Below are 19,251 nucleotides of genomic sequence, written 5' to 3'. Positions count from 1 at the left end.
TTTAAAACGCAATTTTAATACTTATATTTTTCTTTCCAGAGAGCTCTCAGGTATTTTCTTAATTCTTCTTCTCTTGCATTCTTTCCGGGTTCATAAAAACGGGACCCTGCAATAGTATCAGGAAGATATTCCTGGGCTGAAAAATTATTTTCATAACTGTGTGAGTACTCATAACCCTTTCCATAGTCCAGGTTCTTCATCAACTTCGTTGGTGCGTTCCTGATATGAAGTGGTACCGGCAGATCACCATGTTGCCTCACCGCAGCCTGAGCGAGATCAATGGCCATATATGAAGCATTGCTTTTGGCTGAAGTTGCCAGATAAACTGCACATTGAGAAAGGATGATCCTTGATTCGGGGTAACCGATTTTGTTGACTGCTTCAAACGCCGCGTTTGCAAGAACCAGTGCCGTCGGGTTTGCATTCCCTATATCTTCACTGGCCAGGATCAACATGCGCCTGGCTATAAACTTTACATCTTCACCTCCTTCGATCATTCTTGCGAGCCAGTAAACTGCGCCATTCGGATCGCTTCCCCTGATAGATTTGATAAATGCTGATATGATATCATAATGCTGTTCACCCGACTTATCATAAAGCGCAATTCTCTTCTGGGCGATATCCATCACTGCCTGGTCCGTGATAACGATTACCGGATTATTACTGAGGGTGTCAATCACCAGTTCGAAAAGGTTTAGTAATTTACGCGCATCACCTCCCGAGATATTAATCAATGCTTCGGTTTCGCGAAGCTCTATATTAAGGTTGCTGTAAGTTTCATCTTTCTGCATGGCAAGCTGCAATAACTTCACAAGATCTTTTTGCTGCAATGGTTTAAGCACGTAAACCTGGCACCTGCTCAGCAAGGCACTATTAACTTCAAACGACGGGTTTTCAGTGGTGGCGCCTATCAGTGTGATGATACCTTTTTCAACAGCTCCCAGCAGTGCATCCTGTTGGCCCTTATTAAACCGGTGGATTTCATCAATGAATAAAATGGCATGATCCTTCGACTTTGACACTTCAATAATCTCTCTGACATCTTTCACACCAGAACTGATAGCGCTTAATGTGAAAAAAGGCAGGTGTAGACTATGTGCAATGATATTGGCGATAGTCGTTTTTCCTGTACCCGGCGGTCCCCACAGTATCATGGAGGGTATTTTGCCTTGTTCAATAGAAGTGCGTAAAATGCTTTTATTTCCAGCCAGGTGATCCTGGCCGACAAGTTCATCAAGGCTTTCGGGCCGCATTCTTTCTGCTAACGGTGGTTTCATCTTCGCTGAAGTTTACTGGAATTGCCGGATTGCAAAATTGCATTAATTCCGGAGTAGTTAGCGGGCATTTCTCTTCAGAAAGGACGCTACTCTTACAAAGGAGTCAAAAAGTGCAGGTCCGGTCCAGCCATGCCCTTCCCCGGGATAGATCTTAAGCTCGTTGGTAACCTTTAGGCTGTCCAGTTTTCTTTGCAGAATTTTTGCCTGTCCCTCGTGTACCATCCTGTCCTGGCCACCCTGGAGCAACAGGGTAGGCGGAGAGGAGCTTGTCACATATTCCACTGGGCTCGACCGGCGATAAACACCCGGATCCTCTGCGGGGGTCGTACCCAACAGGCTGGTGAGCATTGGTGCCACGTCAGGATTTGATGAGTTATTGTACATATCCAACATATCAGTTGGTGCGAACAGGGATATTACCGCGGCCGGCTTGATGGTGCCTGAATTTTTGTATGCCTGCAATAGTGCAAGGTGGCCACCCGCACTAGCCCCGAGGAGTACGATTCTTTTTGGCAGCTCAAGTTCTTCAAGTCTGCTTTCAAGATATAAAACGGCGGCTTTCATATCTTCTTCCTGCGCAGGGAATGCGTTCTTCCCATTCCTGAAGAGCCGGTAATTAATATTAACAAAGGCATAGTTAGGAAGCAACCGTTGCAAGGCCGCAACATAAGGGTTAAATTCAGATTTATCACCCCTTACCCATGCGCCGCCATGCACAATGATCATCACAACTGTTGAATCATTTCTGCTGGCCGGTAAGTAAATATCCATCTTCTGCCATCTGTCGTCCCCATAAGCCTGGTCATACAAGATGTCCGTTTTTTCCGTAGCTGATCCCTGCCCCATATTAGTCTGTGCCAATGTTTTAATCCCAAAAAACTGGCCTGAAATTATGACCAGGAAAAGAAGTTTGTATATCATGTTTTAACGTGCGTTATATTGAATCGCGATGTTTGCAGATCATGTATTAATGATATTTGCAGATCATGTATTAATATTCAGTTAATTCAATCCCGAATTTTATAGATCATCTACTGTTGTCAGGTTGATTTGAATCGCGGTGTTTATATATCATATACTAAAGTTCGTTTGTAAATCATGTGTTCATGTTCGGTTAATCTGAATCGCGAGGTTTGTTTATCTGATACGACGATTCAGTGATTTTAACCGGGATGTTTGTTTATCAGGTACAGGTATTCAGATAATGTTAATCAAGGAAAGCTGAATAAAGGCGCTGGCGATTGCGACGGATTGTTTTGCGCAAAGCCACCTGCATCCAGAATATGTAATAAGTGGTCAATAAAATCATACCAAATAACAAGGAGAACATTCCAGCCCTGCTAAATAATCCCCGGCTGTATCGCGGCGCGAGTACTATGTCATAAAATTCAACTGCAAATACAAGTGTAAGGAATCCGACTGCCAGGCAGCTAAGCAGTAGTATTATCGTATTCCACATCAGTAATGATCCCGGCAGCTCACCATCAGGATAATATCTTTCAAGCAGAAAAATATTAATTGAATAGTTGAGTATCAGCACCAGGCCACCGGCTGCAAAAATGATAAAGTAAAAGACGTCTGCGCTGTTAAGACTGGATCCTATAAAAAAGTAAGTACCCACCCCGGTGATTGACAGTGAAATCAACAGTATAAGATAATTAGCAATCCGGAATATTTTCCATTTGAGAGGCATAAAAAATGCTTAATTATCGTTGATGAATTCATCATCAATTTTCTTCTGGTTATTTTCCTGGATAATTGTTCTTAGCCGGTACATACCAGCCAGGTTAACCAGGTTCAGGATAAAAACCATACTTGCCATAAGCAATGGCAGAAAGACCAGGAATTGCCCCCTCGGCTCGAGGGTAATTCCGCTGATGATTGACCGTACGAACCGCCAGTGAACAACTACCTTGGCAAACAGGAAAGCAATCAACAGAAAATTTATCAGGAAAAGAACATTAAAATTTCGTTTTTGTGACAACGACAGAGGGGTATCAGGATAGTTGTCATTCAGGATCGAAAATCCCTGGTACAGAAAAACCATCATCAGGCCATAACACAGGCCCTCGAAGCCCCGCCAGAACACATTCTCACCGTAGAATATCCCGCCGATCGAAACAACCAGCATGAACATTACCATGATCATCTGGATTATGATTAGCGCCTTAAATACCCGCCAATTGCCCGGAAGATCAGTCATAGCCTTTTTTTATTTACACATTCCTATCAGTTATACAATCCTGGTGCCGCCTGGTTGATGCTGTAATATTGGGGATTGTTTCAGTTACCGCACTCTCACTAGCTGGTCGGTTCCTGGAACAATTGCGGGAACTTTTTCAGCAGGCGGAAAGTCATGAAAGGATGCACCAATAACAAGGCGCCATAGGAAAGCAGGAACCCTACTGCAAAACGGGTTCCTTTGATGATCTCCTCGCGGGTCCATTCGGTCCCCGGGGGTTGGGCGGCTTTTGCCTGTTCGAGAAGATTTTTGAACTGTTCGGGCATGGTCAACACAGAAACCATTACGATAAAAAGTAATGCTCCAACGGCCACACTTACATAAGCATTGACCTTTATGAGATCTTTCATCATGGGCTTACTCGGAATCCCTTTATCAATTCCCCTGACAAGAAAGCGCCAGCTGCAATAGGTGTAAATGATCACACATGCCAGCACGAAAACCTGCAGAAGTCCTACCGGGTTTGCCAGCGCAGCCAGTAAACTTGTGAACACACCAACCGACATAAACGCCGCGACAAAAAGTAACAGATAAGTGATAATCCTATAGATGCCCAGATTTTTCATATTCTCGGTAATGAAGCAAGTTCTCGCTAATGATGCAAGTCTCGCTAATGATGCTTGTCACCTGTACTCCAGGTAACCGGCCTTTATTTCAAATCAAGCTTAATGTTTAATTCGACCATCTGCTTTTCGTCGATGGTTGAAGGAGCGTCCAGCATAACATCTCTTCCGCTATTGTTTTTCGGGAAGGCGATGAAGTCGCGGATACTTTCACTTCCTCCCATTATAGCACAAAGGCGATCGAAGCCGAATGCAATGCCACCATGCGGAGGCGCACCATACTCAAAAGCGCCAAGCAGGAAACCAAATTTATGCTGTTGTTCCTCTTTGTCCATACCCAATGCAGCAAACATCTTTTCCTGGAGATCACGCTGAAAGATCCTGATCGAACCACCCCCAATCTCGTTCCCGTTCAGTACCATGTCATAGGCATTTGCCTTGATATTTGAATACGGGTGCTGGAGGTAGTTTGCAGCATCCTCAATTTTTTCACTGTTATTTATCATCACCTCAATATGTGCTGGCTTGGGTGATGTAAACGGGTGGTGACGTGCAACCCAGCGGTTATCATCTTCACTGTATTCGAACAATGGGAAGTCCAATACCCATAACAATTTAAACTCGTCTTTCCTTCGCAGCCCCAGTCTTTCACCCATCTCCAGACGTAGTTCACTCATGGCCTTACGTGTCCTTTCTTCTTTACCAGCAAGAATCAACACAAGGTCCCCGGGTGCTGCATTGCACGAAGCTGCAATTGCTTTTAGCTTGTCTTCATTAAAGAATTTATCAGCGCTGCTTTTGAAGGTGCCGTCCTGGTTAACCTTTATAAAAATCAACCCAGACATCCCGATCTGCGGGCGCTTAACCCAGTCCGTTAGTTCGTCAGTTTGTTTACGTGTGTATTCACTGCAACCCGGAACTGCTATCGCAAGCACTGTTTCGGCATCGTCAAATACTTTGAATCCGTTATTATTGATCAGTTCCCCTGTTGCCTGGATCTTCCCATCTTTCAAAAATGCCGATTTCAGATTTGAAAGGGCCATGTTGAAGCGTATATCAGGCTTATCATTCCCATACAGCCACATGGCATCTTCCCAGGTCATCCGTTGCACCTGCTCAGTGATATCTATGTTTTTAACTTCTTTGAAAATATGTTTGATCATGCCTTCAAACATGTCGAGAATATCGTTCTGCTCAACGAAACTCATTTCGCAATCTATCTGTGTGAACTCCGGCTGCCTGTCGGCACGAAGATCTTCATCACGGAAACATTTCACCACCTGGTAATACCTGTCGTAACCACTGATCATCAGCAACTGCTTAAATGTTTGCGGTGATTGTGGAAGCGCATAAAACTGGCCGGCATTCATCCTCGATGGCACCACGAAATCACGGGCACCTTCCGGGGTCGACTTGATAAGGAAGGGCGTTTCTATATCCATAAACTGGTTGGAATGAAGATAATTCCGCGCCGCACGATTTACGGAATAACGCAGTTCAATGTTCTTTTTTACAGCCTGCCTTCTGAGGTCCAGGTACCTGAACTTCATCCGGAGATCATCCCCGCCGTCGGTGTCGTCCTGGATGGTAAATGGCGGGGTAGCGGACTTGTTCAGAATGCTGAAAGATTTCACCCTGATCTCAATTTCCCCCGTCGGGATATTGAGATTTTTGCTGCTTCTTTCCGCAACAGTTCCGTTGACCTGTAATACAAACTCCCGTCCAAGCGGTTGATTATCAAGCTGAGCGTTTAACTCTTCCCCCATTAACAATTGGGTGATACCATATCGGTCCCTAAGGTCAATGAAAGTAATACTGCCAAATTTCCGGATGGTCTGCACCCAGCCGGCTAACGTGATTTCCTTGCCTGAATCGGTGGGTCTTAATTCTCCACAGGTATGCGTTCTGTACATTGTATAATAAAAATTCTAACTTTGTTGACTTAATAACCCGGTTATCTGAAAAAGATCTGATTTCTTCCGGGTTGAGGACGAATTTCTGTTTGTAAATTCATTAATAATCATGAACTTACATATCAGGACGGCAAAGGTACGTTAAAACAGGAAAAGCTTTTTTGCGGTGCTATTTCATTTTTGAATTATTCTTTCTACTTTGTTCCCAGGATTTGCATCTGCTATCCCATCTACTGATCCCTACCTGTGACCAAATCCCAAGTTCCGAAGAAAAAAATCCTGTTCTAAAAGAAAACAAAGATTGGTATTAGAAGATTCGTCAATTCTTTAAAAATTGACGCACACCTGAAAGAAAGAAGTTTCCATTCCAGAAAGACCACAAATCATCCAACTCTGTGAAACCCTTTTTGTTGATTATCCGTATCCGATTTTGTACTTACCTAAATTGGAAACCTTATGGAAATTTTGTTCATATCATTATTCGTCATCGGAATCATTCTCGGTTATACACCGATAGTAGAATGGTTCGATAAGCTGCAGGTAAAACGGCAGTTCAAGAATTTCCTTTCCCAGGAAACATTCTATCATACTATTATTTCCACAAACCTCCGTTTCTATAACAGGCTGAGTCTCGAGGACCAGCGTAAGTTTTTGTTTCGCACCTATCTTTTCAGGAAAGCAAAACGCTTCCATTATATAGAGGTGACTGAAAATGCGGAAATGCCATTGCTGGTGAGCGCCGTCGCGGTTCAGCTGACTTTCGGTCTTGAAAAATTCATGCTCAACTTTTTCCGCGACATATTCATTCTGAAAGATGACTACCATTACGGCTTCTACTCTCGTCCATTCCAGGGCCATGTTGATCACAGTGGCATCTATCTTTCCTGGGACAATTTTATGAAAGGTGTCAAAAGACTTTCTCCAAACTGCAATGTTGGTTTACATGAAATGGGACACGCATTGACCTATGTTAATTTCATTACGCAAACGGAGGAAGACAAACATTTCAAGAAGGAGTTTAAGAATTTCTCAAAGGTTGCCCGCCCGATATTCGAGGGAATGCAGAAGGGTCAGAAGAACATTCTCGGGGACTACGCTGGTACAAACTATCACGAGTTCTGGGCCGTTAGCGTAGAGGTGTTTTTTGAAAACCCCATCCGTATGAGACATGAATTGCCGGATCTGTACCATGCCATGACCAGGTTGCTCCGGCAGGATCCTATAGTAATCCTCAGCTCCAACCGGATTGCCGCTTAGCTTGCGTTTATCAGTCGATTCTCATTTCCCATGGCTAGTCATCTTAATCTATCAGCCGGATTCAGGATTGACCGACATTGTTTAATTCGCGTTTATCATTAAACCGGGTTGAGATTTTCATTGTCTTTTCCTCCCGCTTTTTGCCGGCGCTTTTCCCTCGGTAAAATCACACCATAATAAACAAGGATAAAAAAAAGTCCTATCGAGAACGGTATTGCCGTATAGGTCCGGAGTTGTTCATCATAGCCATAAAATTCGATGATCATCCAGAAACCGTTTGCGGTTATCCAGAATACAACCGCAAGGTTGTGAAACAATTCAGAAATGATCTTACGCGTTTGCCAGGTGATGACTATTGCTACCGTAAGTGTTGGCACCAGCATCAACATACCCAAAGGCTTCCACAACATCGCCCAACTTATGTCTTTTATAAGCCAGAATAGTATATGCAGGTTTTCTGTTTTTCGGAATTTTAAAGGGATGGAGTAGGTTGGAGGGTTGATGGAGTTGCCGTGTGGTGTATTCATGAACACGAATTTAATTCAGGTTTCCAAATTTTGGGTTGATGATTTTTAGGGGGCTAGCGGGTCGGTTGATGAATCGATTGGGTGTTGATTTTGTCCCGCGGGGGCGTTCACCTGGTACCTCACGGCGCCGGATGGGCCTTTCGGTGGTCTGATTGGCCACTGTGATTCCTCCCGCTGACCAGGTTGTAATTCACAGTCCCGACTGTTCGGGAGGAATCGAAGGTGTCCAATCAGACCACCTCAGGCCCATCCTCCTTCGTTCCAACTGTCGTTCTCTTTGGGGGGTGTATGCGATCAGCACAACAATATTCACTAGGAATTAAATGCTGGTAACTTGCATTCATTGATATAACCGGCTGGGCAACAACCTGCCACGGCAGGTAATCCAGTAACAAGACACTAATTTGTCGCGAAGCCGTTTCAGGCACCTATCTCATTGAATCAGCTATCTCTCAAAAACGAAAAGTTCAAGCAACAGTAGTCGAATCATCTAACTACAAAAGTCACTCGTGTGAATATTGATTAATCACCGATTGGAAGTATCAGTGTTCACGGGGCTGATTAAAGATTCCAAATTTCGAGGGCAATAGCAGCTGGTATAATTTCTTAAGACTGATTGGATATCCCGCAAGCGATGAACGAGTGGGGAGACAGGTTGTTGCTTTTGGGGCTTGCCCCCAGCGAAGGTGGGGGCCTTATTTCCCTGCTCGGAGTTACAGAAGCCGATCAGGGCCGCGCAGTAGCCAGCACTTCGAGCTACTCCACAAAGCCAATCAGGGACCAAAAGCTGATCGGAGACAACAGCCAGGTATGCCATAAGCAAACTTATTAAGCCAGAGAAAACAGCCCCGCCACCTTCGCTGGGGGCAAGCATGAAAACTACAACCTGCTCCCCACGGAGCGAAGGAGCGACAAAAAAATGTTACTAGATAATACTGCTGAAATCGCTGGAGAGGTTGCTGAAATTGTCAATTAGGGGTTGCGGGAAAGAATACGTGAAAAACGTTTTACATCCGCATCTTTGGGCAGCTCGGAACCTGTTTTAATAGCATCTGCGAACTTGCTTGCGAAAAAAGGTGCAAGAGAACATCCTTTAGCACCCATGCCATTAAAAATGCCTACCTGTTTATGGATCGGATGAAATCCCACAAAAGGTCTTCGTTCAAGTGTTGCGGGCCTTATGCCTGCGAGATGGTCAACTATGGTAAAAGGAACCTTCAACGTTTGCTTCAACCAGTTTTCAGCAAAACGATAGAAGCCAGGGGTAGGTGAATCATCTTCAAACTCCCATAGATAGTTTGATCCCAGCCAGAATATGTTGTCTTTCCAGGGAACCAGGTTAAAACCTTTCTTATAAATGTGTAGTTGTGAAAGATCATCAATCCGCACAAGTACCGCTTCTCCTTTATTTGGGGCGAAAGGTAAATTGTTGAAATAAGGGTTATTTGCTCCGGAAATGCCATCACAGAAAATGATGTGCGTTGCTTGTATGTGTTGGTAGTTCACACCACCGGCAATCAAAGCAAGATCTTTGAATTCAAAGTTTTGTTCAATTAGGTGGCCTTCTTCGGCTATCTGTGCACGATAGGAGCCGAGCAGATCAGGCAGATTGACGAGAAAAGCAGGGGTAATCTCACCGTAGCCAAATTCATAGTTGATAAAATTATTCCAGTTGCCCGGGTCTTCGGGAAACGAAAGATATTCCTTGTCTTCGGCGTATCTTTTTTTAAAAGCTTCGGTAATCTGCGGGGTGGGAAAAAAATCGATGATAGATACCTCGCTGATCGCTTTAATCTGTAACTCTCCACTTATTTTTTCATAGATTCCTTTTGCGAAAGGCATTACTTCATCGATGAGCCAGGTCTTGACAATTCTTCGGCCCGTGACAGGATTGATGACCCCGGCGGCTACCTTGGAGGCAGTATTTCTTTTTGGAAGATCAATAACAAGTACGCTATAGCCGGCCTGCTTTAGGAAACGGTACATCATGGTCCCGCAGATTCCCTGTCCAACCAATATAAAATCAACATTCATACATAAAATTGTTCATCAGGTCATAACATGCCGATATTTGGTGTTGTTATGGAAAAAATCGAAGCCAAACTAATTCATAAGTGTTCAATACCTGCTGCCTGCATCATGAATATAGACCCGTGTAGTCGGATTACATTTACACGATGGTGTTCCACTACTAAAATCTTATTCTACTGAAACGGTTATCCTCTTATTCTACTTATACTAAAATCTTATTCTATTGAAACGGTTATCCTCTTATTCCACTTATACTAAAATCTTATTCTATTGAAACGGTTATCCTCTTATTCAATTATACCAAAATCTTATTCTATTGAAACGGTGATCCTCTTATTCAACTGAAACGGTTATCCCTTCAGAATGCGCCTTGAATTCAGGAGCATATATGGATTGAAAGGTGGCGATGCCATTGTTGAAAGTCCCGGTATGGGTGACAAATACAACGTATTCAAAAACATAGGTTCCCTTATTTATCCTGCTGAAATAAAAGTTGGTTGCTGCATCAGATGTGGATTCATAATAGCCAAGGCCGCCCTGCCATTTATAACTGCTTAAGACGTTTACCGGTTCCATTCCTGCTGCCCTCATATCTTTCAGGTGGACATATTCCATGTCACGATCACACTTTAGTTCCAACCTTATTTTCACTTTATCTCCAATCTTCAAGGGACCGGAATTCGTGTAGGGTGTAAGCACCGGGCCGTTTGCTGTATTGTTTTGAACAAACAGTTTTTTGTTGATCTGTAAAGATCCGTTGGCACTTGTCACCTGGTCGAGGTTTTCAAAATATTGCCAGTAAACAGCGCCCCAGGTTGGAAGTTCGGTATTACCGGCCCGAAGATCTTTTGTCTTGTTTGCAGGATCATTAGTACTACTCTTTTGCAAATCCTTGGTCTTACTTGCCGGATCATTAGTACTACCCTTTGCCAGATCTTTTATCTTATTTGCCGGATCATTGGTACTGTTCTTTGGAAGATCTTTTGTTTTTGTTACAGCGTCATTACTCCTGCCAGAAGTATTTGTGCTGCTGGCGGGCAGCTGCTTATTACTGGTTTTGCCCGGTTGCAGGTTTGAGGGACGAATGGTAACCTGGATGTTTCCCATAGATGGTTTTACCTGCTCCTCTGTAAACGTCTTTTTGAAATAACCGCTGCCGGATTCCGCGGTCTCAGCTGATGACGAAACAACTGTTGAACCCAGACGAATTTCAACTTCCGGCGTGTTGGTGAGAAGATTGGTTATACCCGTTGCCGGTTTTCCTTCAATCGGGAGTAATAACGCATAACAAGCGTCAGCAGTGGCCCTGGTGGTCGACCAACCCTGGGTTTGCTTTTGCTTAAGCAACCAGGTTTTCATATCAGAGCCGGCTTTTTCATCCCGGCCAATTTCAGCGAAAGCTTCGACAAGCACCGATTGGGTCTCAATAGGCGCCTGGTGCCAGTAGTAACCGGTCCTCACATCTTTCCAATACATACCGAACTCATCATTCACAATGGCGTTTTGTTTTAACGACGCGAGGATGCTGTTTGCCGTTTTAATATCATCGGTACGGTGCAAAGCGATTGCAATCATCGCCTGCATGTATCGCGGTTGTTTAAGCCATTGCACCTGCGATTGCGAACGGTAATAGTTAAACGCTTTCAGCGTATTTCCAGCCATCGGGTAATTCCGGAAAAAGCTACGCAGGTATCCATATTGAACCTGGAAATGATCCAGTCCGCCGGTAGGGGGAGCAGGTTTTTTTGCAGTTTTTACCAGGCGTTCATAGTCTGCGACGATGACGCCATCAACATAAGCGAGCCCTTTTTTTATTATCGATTGCAAGCTTATATTTTCAGCGGCTTGCGGATTCAACTTTAACAGGTGACCGATACCAGTCAGAATATACTGGGTGATATAGCGATCGTTTGGTCCACCGGGAAACCAACTGAAAGCTCCTTCGGGTGACTGCAATGCAGACAGTTTTGCCAACCCTGCCAATTGATTTTCGCTGATCTGTTTAACATCAAACATCGTGGCGAGCCGTCGCCTCTGTTCACGCTCCGATCTAGCCTGCAGCACCCATGGAGTCTCAGCAAGTAAAATTGATTTTAACTCCGGATTTTTATCAAGATTTGAAAGCAGGTCAGCGGTATCCGTATCCTTATATTTTGAGAACAAATCTTTGATACCCGGTGAAGCATTAACGATTGCAGCAGCTAAGGCAGCTGCATAGAAATTATTGAATGTTTCGTCAGCTGACTCCCTCGTATTGCCTGCAAGGAAAGGCAAAGCCTGTATCGCAAGCCACGCGGGGTTTGACGTGTATTCGACAGACAGAGAATGATTGGTAATGGTTTCACTTCCTTCGCTTTTCAGCAGTTTGTCAAAAGTGAAACTTTTTGAAGCTGAACCACGGACCGGAAGTTGCAATGATTCGGTGATTAATATTCGGTTGCTCAATACAGGTAGAATCCCTTCTTCGCCATCACTCATATTGCCTGAGCGTGCAACCACCCGGTAGGTCAAAGATTTGCTGTACTGAAACGGTATCTCAATACTGAAATTGACCGCGATACTTTCTTTTGCAGGTGCAGTAAAAAATTGATTTGGAAATACATTTTTGAACCAGCCATCCACGGACCTGTTGTTGGAAGGATCTATCAGTAGAAGTTCTACCTGGCCCGTCATCTCTGAGTCGGTCAGGTTCACAATTTTGGCACTGAAATCTATCTTGTCTCCCTGTCTCACAAAACGGGTAGCATTTGGCTGCACCATGAGCTCCTTTTGGGTAACAATGCTTTTTTCACTGAGTCCAAATGCCAGATCTTTTGTATGTGCAAGCGTCATCCATTTCCACCTTGTCAATGCTTCGGGAATTGTGAATGAAAATTCAATGTTACCGCTGCTATCTGTTTTTAAATCCGGAAAAAAGAACGCGGTTTCGTTGAAGTTTTTTCGCATTGATATCGAAGGAGCAGGATTGCCCGAATCATCCGGACCCGAGCTTGTATCTGATTCCATCAAACCCGCGTCAGATTGGTTCATTTCCGGACCTCTCTTTTCCTGCACGGATATCGCCGCCGGGGCAAGATTTTCCTGCCTGGCCATATTACCCCTGATCTTTATTCCGCCACCGCCCGGGAGACGACCAGGTGCCCCAACATACATTACACCATCCGCCGCCTGATCATCAAAAAATAAACGATCATAGGTTTTGTTCACAACCAGGTATTGTTTGTCTTGCGGCTTCATTCTTGAATATTCCATCCTGAAAGTCGGTCCTTCCCATGACGAACGCTGGAAATATGACGGCCAGATATCCGGTTTATTAAATGCGTGGGGGTTGAATTGGTCGAGTGATGCATCGTACATACCGGTCAGGACTTCGGCCGCTAACTTATCTGCCTTATGGCCACTAATCTTTAGTTTCCACTTTTCAGAAGAGCCTGGAATTGTTTTGTCCCGGAAGGTTTCGTACGAAATGGTCAATTCTTTGCCAGGTTGAAGAACTTCAATCCTTTCGAACGAGGTGAAGATCCGGTTATACTTCACAAACGCGATGCTTATACCAAATCCACCTGACTCACTACTGGTCACAGTCAATTCCCGGGCCTCCCTGTTTTTATTAAGCGAGATATAACTTCTCTTGATAGAGTCGTTGCCAGATTCAATATCTTTTATCACAAAAAGGCTGTCGACATTGGTTTCAACGGCGTATTGAAATTTTTCGCCTTCCCGGACTACGGATTTATCTGTCAACACGGAAGCGGAAAGGTTTGGGGTTATTATTTTCTCCCTGTACAGCTGAAGATATCTTATAACACTAACGGTATCGCCTGACCGATCTTTGGCTTTTGCTTCGAAACGGTACCAACCTGCTTCTATTTTTTGCGAGGGAAGTTTGAAGGCGCCATTTTCTTTGGTTGAATCAGTGGCGGTAAGCGCAGTTCCGGCTTCTTCCCAGGCAGATGGATCATTTTCATTTTTGTAAATATCATGTGGAAACAAAGCGATATAGGTCTTCTCATCCATTATATGCTGATCCGCCTGTTCCCATAATCTTTCCCTGAAGATCCTTGCCGGCATTTTCAGCTTCACGAGTTTTACGGAAACAGCCGCTTGTTGAAATACATTATTCAGATTGGTTGAGGTCAGCCTGATGTTGTTGAGACTATCTGCATGAAGTTTGTCGGCAAGGTCAAGATCAAGTTTAAGCGAATGATAGGCGACAGCGACCAGGGCCGATGCAGACCTTGTTTCACCCGAGATATCTGTTATGTCAGCGGTTATCCAATAATTGAAAACCGGCTGATTTTTTCGGTCAATCCCCGCATCGGGTATTGCTTTGAATATGATCTCAAATTTTCCGTCAGTTCCCGTAGTCACCTGCCCATTGGCAATTTCCACTTCGTTTTGCGGGTAAGGCGGCCATATCATTTTACGTGAACCTGCATTACGGGTAATAGCGAAATCTGAGAAACCCCAGACCGGGAAGATTGCCCTTCTTACAACCCGGTACTTCACAACAGCGTTGTTCAGGGCATTGCCCGCGTAAGCAGTTGCGGAGCCTGTTACTTTAATGGTATCGTTCAGTTTATATGATCCCTTAGGCGACTCCAGTTTTGTTTCAAACCGTGGACGTTTGTATTCTTCGACAGACAGGTTCGCGCTGCCTTGTGTCGCTTTATCAAATACCCTGAAACCGCCATTCAGGACAGAAACGGGGAGTATAAACTTTCCGGAATACGAGCCAAATTCATTGGTTGTTACTTCGAGCGAATCGGCTATCTGCTGATTGGCATCGAACAACAAAATAGTCGTTTTGAAACCAGCTGCAACTGCAGCATTTTTTGTACGGGTGTTCCGGTTGACGACTATGCCCTTGAAGTAAAGGGTCTGACCCGGTCTGTAAATACTACGGTCAAGAAAAAGGTAACTTGTTTTTTTGTCTTTCACTTCGGGTACCCGATCTGATTGCCGGTAATAATAAATGGCGTCATCAGTGGAAAGTCTGTCGCTACCTTTCGAGATTTCCAGTTGAATATTTTGTTGAAGATTCGGCCTGGTCGACATCATTGAAAAAAAACCATTCTGGTCGGTAGACAGGCTTTCGCCCTTTACCTTCTTATTCTTGCGGGTGTTATAATCATAAGTACTGTACCAGATTTGGACATTGGCACCGTTTATCGGTTGGCCGGTCTCCCGGTCCAACACAAAATAATCGTTGCTTTTCCTGATCCAGGCGAGAGCTGACACATGCAGAAAGTGAACAGCGAGTGGATCCTTCGTTAAAAGAAAATCGGCATTGGTGGTTGCTATGAGTGCGTACTGACCTACAGGTAAAGCATCTATTTTTATTTCGGCTGAATGTCTCTGGTGGTCCTTTGTATCGGGGAACTCCTGTGTGAACGTTTTTACCAGGGGTTGAGCGAGCAGGCGCTTCCAATAGCTGTCCTCTTCATCCGTTTCATTCATCGTTGTATTAAAACCGGCATCGATCTTCACCAGCCTGAAATGTAACCGGGTGAAATTCCGGAAAGACACCCTTGCCCGAAAGGGTTGACCGGGGACATTCACTTTCTCCAGTTGCAATTCAATTGATTTTTCATTGATCTCCTGCAAGAGATTCAATGCATTCATTTTTCCTTCGCTCGAATCTTTGGCCGCAACCAGCCTTTCACAAATTTCCCTGGCTTTTATCCATTCATATCTATGTGCTTCATATACGAGTGGAGCATAGGTGCGGGCATTGTCGGCATGAAGCGCTGCCTGCAGGTACCATGCCTGGGAAGCGGCTGGTAAATCCCCATAAGTATCTGTAATATGCTGCAATGCCTTTTCATACAGCGCAAGCTTGTTGCCCACTACTGCATGTTCCTTCATAAATGCCAACCTGGAAATATCAACATCAAGCAAGGCATCCTTCGTTTTATCATTAAGGTGGAACCTTATCAATTTTTGATATAGCCTGATTGCCTGGTAATAAGGTGAGATCGTGTCCGCAGTAAGAAAGCTCGCCCTGGTAAAAATTTCAGCGGGGGCAAAGGAAGTGTCATTCCTGATCTCGAATGAATATGATGGTTTCGTAACTGTCCGTTCATCGTTCCTGAAATATTGTAATGCACGGTGGGCGAGAAGATCATACAGGGTGGGCCTCAGCTTACGCATGTTCCCACTGGTAATTATGGGATCAAAAGGCTTTAACGCAGACGACTGTAACTGTTCTTCATTGTTTAAAGAAGCAAGATAATACTTGCTGATAGCCGAGTGAAAATCCTCCGGTGCCCATGTGTCAGGATTTTCTTTGACATAACCGGTAGTAGCGGTACGATCATAAAACTTCCACCTGTTTTGCTGGAAATACCGCCAGTATTTTTCAGCAATAATATTATTCAGGACAGATCTTGCCGGTTCTTTCACAATGGCAAGGTTCCTTTCAAGCTTACGAATTCCATTCACCTGGCCGTCCTCGGTAACATTTTCTTCCAGCATTACCTGGTAAACCAGGGCTTTTAATACCTGAGTTTCATTGCCTTCTTTGAGAGCGGCATTATATATATTATTGACTGCAGTTAATGCTGACTTTGTTAAACCCTGACCCACAACAAGGGTGTCAATCTTTCGCCATTCAGCGCTATACGTTTTCATAGGCGTTTGTGCCTGTACAGGATTAAGAAAATTGTTTGACAGGCAGAAGCTGAAACAAAGACCAAGGAATAGAAAAAAACTCGTTTTCATTAATTATCTGTTTTATCTGTCGGCGTGTGCAAGTTATTGAATCTATTCCCCTTGATGAACGGGAATCAGATTTTACATAAAACGGTATGTTAAAGCGTTTGGGTGGGTATTTCAGCACTCATCCAGGTACCTGAAATGAAAAAGGCAGCCCGCAAAGGCCGCCTTGTTATCAATTTAAAGGAAGAATTACTTCTTCAGAACTTCTGCTATTGTTTTACCGATATCAGCAGGGCTTTGAACTACGGTAATGCCGCATTCCGCCATGATTTTCATCTTCGCTTCGGCTGTGTCTTCTGCACCGCCAATGATTGCACCGGCGTGGCCCATACGGCGACCCGGAGGAGCAGTCTGACCTGCAATAAACCCGACTACCGGCTTTTTCGCATTTTCCTTATACCACCTGGCGGCTTCAGCTTCCATTCCACCACCGATCTCACCGATCATTACAACGGCTTCCGTTTCAGGGTCGTTCATGAAAAGTTCCAATGCTTCGCGGGTAGTGGTGCCGATGATCGGATCACCACCAATGCCAACGGCTGTTGAAACTCCCAGACCGGCCTTCGCAACCTGGTCGCTGGCTTCATATGTAAGTGTACCTGATTTTGACACGATACCGATCTTACCCTTTTTGAATACAAAACCCGGCATAATTCCAACCTTGCACTCATCGGCCGTAATAACGCCCGGGCAGTTTGGTCCGATTAATCTTGTTTTCCGTCCCTGCAGGTATAATTTTACTTTTACCATGTCCTGGACAGGAATGCCTTCGGTTATACAAACAACCAGCCCGATTCCTGCTTCAGCAGCTTCCATGATTGCATCCGCTGCAAATGGCGGCGGTACAAAAATGATGGATACATTGGCTCCTGTTTCCTTAACCGCTTCGGCAACGGTGTTAAATACCGGTCTGTCGAGATGCGAGGTGCCTCCTTTATTAGGAGTAACTCCGCCCACAACGTTAGTCCCGTATTCAATCATCTGTGATGCATGGAAACTACCTTCTGTACCAGTGAAGCCCTGCACAACAATTTTGGACTGTTTATTAACTAAAATGCTCATATCAAAATTTTAAAAGTCGGACAAAAGTAATGAATCCAACATCTATTTAATCAGATCATTCATATTTCTGTCATTCACAATTTTCCCGCTCATTTCCAGCATTCGCATATCCTTGGCGTCTTTCAGGAACTCGGAAGCAAATATAAACTCGTTCAGCAGTTCATTTTTACTAAAAATAATCTCGTCCCGGTTACCTTCCCATTCCTTATCGCCCTTGTACATATATATAATATTGTCCCCGATTTCCATCACGCTGTTCATATCATGCGTGTTCACGACCGTGGTAATATTATATTCAGAAGTAATTTCCTTGATGAGTTTATCGATAACCAATGAAGTCTGGGGATCCAGGCCGGAGTTCGGTTCATCACAAAAAAGATACTGGGGATTCAATACAATTGCACGCGCGATCCCGACACGCTTTTTCATACCGCCACTAAGCTCAGCAGGAAACTTCCTGTTTACGTCTTTCAACTCAACCCTGGCCAGCACTTCGTTTACACGTTTCAGTTTTTTGGAGTAGGGATCCTTTGTAAACATGTCGAGGGGGAACATAATATTCTGCTCCACGGTCTGACTGTCAAACAAGGCGGAACCCTGGAACAGCATTCCTATCTGTTTGCGCACCTCTTTCTTTTCTTCCAGCTCCATTTGGGTGAAGCTTTTATTCTCGTAAAGGATATCGCCACTGTCTGGCTTAAAGAGGCCGACCATACACTTCATCAAGACGGTTTTACCGCTTCCGCTGGCCCCGATGATGAGGTTACACTTGCCGGTCTGCATTACGGCACTAACATCATTGATCACTGTTTTCCCGCCAAATCCTTTCTTAATGTTTTTTACTTCTATCATTATAATAACAATGCTGAGATAATATAATCCGCAAAAAGTATGGCAACGCAACTCACCACCACGGCCTTTGTACTTGCACGGCCGATTTCTAGCGATCCACCCTGCACATGATAGCCATAAAAAGCTGGGATGCTGGAGATCAGGTAAGCAAAAGTGTATCCTTTTACGATGGCAAAAAACACGTTATATGGCTGAAAGTTTTCGAGTAATCCTTTATCGAACACGTTGATGTCAACGATTCCGGATAAAGTGCTGGCAAGTCTGCCGCCCCAGATTCCAAGTCCCATAGAGATTACCACCAGTAACGGGATCGTGAGCATGGCGGCAAGGATTTTTGGAAGAATAAGATAGGTTTTGGTATTTATTCCCATGATCTCGAGTGCGTCTATCTGCTCAGAAACCCGCATGTTTCCCAGTTCTGATGCAATCTTGCTGCCAACCACTCCCGCAAGTACGATACAAACGAGGGTGGGAGCGAATTCAAGTATCACAGTGTCACGCACGATCTGCGCAATGGTTGATTTTGGAATCAGCGGGCTCACAAGCTGGTAGGCTGTCTGAAGTGCTGATACTGCCCCGATAAATACAGAAATGATGGCAACGATACCCAGCGAACCAATGCCAATCTCTGAACATTGGTGCATAAACTCTTTCCAGTACATCTTCCAGTTTTCCGGTTTGGAAAACATTCCTTTGATCATTAAAAGGTAACGGCCCAGCTCTGTAAAAAATGTCATGTCTTCGCTCTAAATTCGTTGTGAAGATAGGTTTAAAGTCCCAATCCGCAATCCCTTATGCGCCAGCAAG

14 protein-coding genes are annotated in these 19,251 nt (G+C 44.4%); 2 read left to right on the top strand and 12 right to left on the bottom strand.

Features of this window, described 5'->3' with window-relative positions; genetic code table 11:
• Positions 1-14 precede the first annotated feature (14 nt).
• The 6 genes from ACX0G7_RS15410 to aspS form a co-directional block, all read right to left on the bottom strand.
• Positions 15-1,277, bottom strand: a complete 1,263-nt coding sequence (locus ACX0G7_RS15410) for a replication-associated recombination protein A (RefSeq protein WP_458924393.1) — start codon at positions 1,275-1,277, stop codon at positions 15-17.
• A gap of 57 nt (positions 1,278-1,334) precedes the next feature.
• A complete protein-coding gene (locus ACX0G7_RS15405) occupies positions 1,335-2,198 on the bottom strand; it encodes an alpha/beta hydrolase fold domain-containing protein (protein WP_458924392.1) in 864 nt (287 codons plus the stop codon).
• Between the two features lie 286 nt (positions 2,199-2,484).
• Positions 2,485-2,970: a hypothetical protein gene (locus ACX0G7_RS15400; RefSeq protein WP_458924391.1), complete on the bottom strand. Its 486-nt coding sequence runs from the start codon at positions 2,968-2,970 to the stop codon at positions 2,485-2,487.
• Between the two features lie 9 nt (positions 2,971-2,979).
• On the bottom strand, positions 2,980-3,480 hold the full coding sequence (locus ACX0G7_RS15395) for a hypothetical protein (RefSeq protein WP_458924390.1): 501 nt from the start codon (positions 3,478-3,480) through the stop codon (positions 2,980-2,982).
• Between the two features lie 98 nt (positions 3,481-3,578).
• Positions 3,579-4,085 (bottom strand): hypothetical protein, encoded by a 507-nt coding sequence (locus tag ACX0G7_RS15390; RefSeq protein WP_458924389.1) that lies wholly within the window; start codon positions 4,083-4,085, stop codon positions 3,579-3,581.
• An 83-nt stretch (positions 4,086-4,168) separates the two neighbouring features.
• On the bottom strand, positions 4,169-5,995 hold the full coding sequence (aspS, locus tag ACX0G7_RS15385; RefSeq protein ID WP_458924388.1) for an aspartate--tRNA ligase: 1,827 nt from the start codon (positions 5,993-5,995) through the stop codon (positions 4,169-4,171).
• A gap of 456 nt (positions 5,996-6,451) precedes the next feature.
• Between aspS and ACX0G7_RS15380 the strand changes: the two genes are divergently transcribed.
• The gene (locus tag ACX0G7_RS15380) at positions 6,452-7,252 is read left to right on the top strand and encodes a zinc-dependent peptidase (protein ID WP_458924387.1); all 801 of its coding nucleotides are present in this window, start codon (positions 6,452-6,454) and stop codon (positions 7,250-7,252) included.
• 98 nt (positions 7,253-7,350) lie between these two features.
• Here the strand turns inward: ACX0G7_RS15380 and ACX0G7_RS15375 are convergent, their stop codons facing one another.
• A complete protein-coding gene (locus tag ACX0G7_RS15375; RefSeq protein WP_458924386.1) occupies positions 7,351-7,779 on the bottom strand; it encodes a hypothetical protein in 429 nt (142 codons plus the stop codon).
• 616 nt (positions 7,780-8,395) lie between these two features.
• Here ACX0G7_RS15375 and ACX0G7_RS15370 point away from each other — a divergent pair.
• Complete coding sequence (locus ACX0G7_RS15370; protein WP_458924385.1) at positions 8,396-8,611, top strand: hypothetical protein; 216 nt, start codon at positions 8,396-8,398, stop codon at positions 8,609-8,611.
• Positions 8,612-8,751: 140 nt separating this feature from the next.
• Here ACX0G7_RS15370 and ACX0G7_RS15365 read toward each other — a convergent pair whose 3' ends face one another.
• The 5 genes from ACX0G7_RS15365 to ACX0G7_RS15345 form a co-directional block, all read right to left on the bottom strand.
• Positions 8,752-9,813 carry an NAD(P)/FAD-dependent oxidoreductase gene (locus ACX0G7_RS15365; protein WP_458924384.1) on the bottom strand — a complete coding sequence of 354 codons (1,062 nt, stop codon included), beginning with the start codon at positions 9,811-9,813 and terminating at the stop codon, positions 8,752-8,754.
• A gap of 330 nt (positions 9,814-10,143) precedes the next feature.
• On the bottom strand, positions 10,144-16,533 hold the full coding sequence (locus tag ACX0G7_RS15360; protein ID WP_458924383.1) for an alpha-2-macroglobulin family protein: 6,390 nt from the start codon (positions 16,531-16,533) through the stop codon (positions 10,144-10,146).
• Positions 16,534-16,719: 186 nt separating this feature from the next.
• Positions 16,720-17,592 carry a succinate--CoA ligase subunit alpha gene (sucD, locus tag ACX0G7_RS15355; RefSeq protein WP_458924382.1) on the bottom strand — a complete coding sequence of 291 codons (873 nt, stop codon included), beginning with the start codon at positions 17,590-17,592 and terminating at the stop codon, positions 16,720-16,722.
• A 42-nt stretch (positions 17,593-17,634) separates the two neighbouring features.
• Entirely contained in the window at positions 17,635-18,444 is an 810-nt protein-coding gene (locus tag ACX0G7_RS15350) for an ABC transporter ATP-binding protein (RefSeq protein ID WP_458924381.1), read from the bottom strand.
• Positions 18,444-19,181 (bottom strand): MlaE family ABC transporter permease, encoded by a 738-nt coding sequence (locus ACX0G7_RS15345; RefSeq protein ID WP_458924380.1) that lies wholly within the window; start codon positions 19,179-19,181, stop codon positions 18,444-18,446. Before ACX0G7_RS15345 ends, ACX0G7_RS15350 begins: the two co-directional genes overlap by 1 nt.
• Between the last annotated feature and the right edge of the window lie 70 nt (positions 19,182-19,251).

This window comes from Flavitalea antarctica (assembly GCF_054461535.1).
The sequence above is the reverse complement of the archived record's forward strand: the minus strand, read 5'-3'. Positions and strand labels throughout refer to the sequence as shown.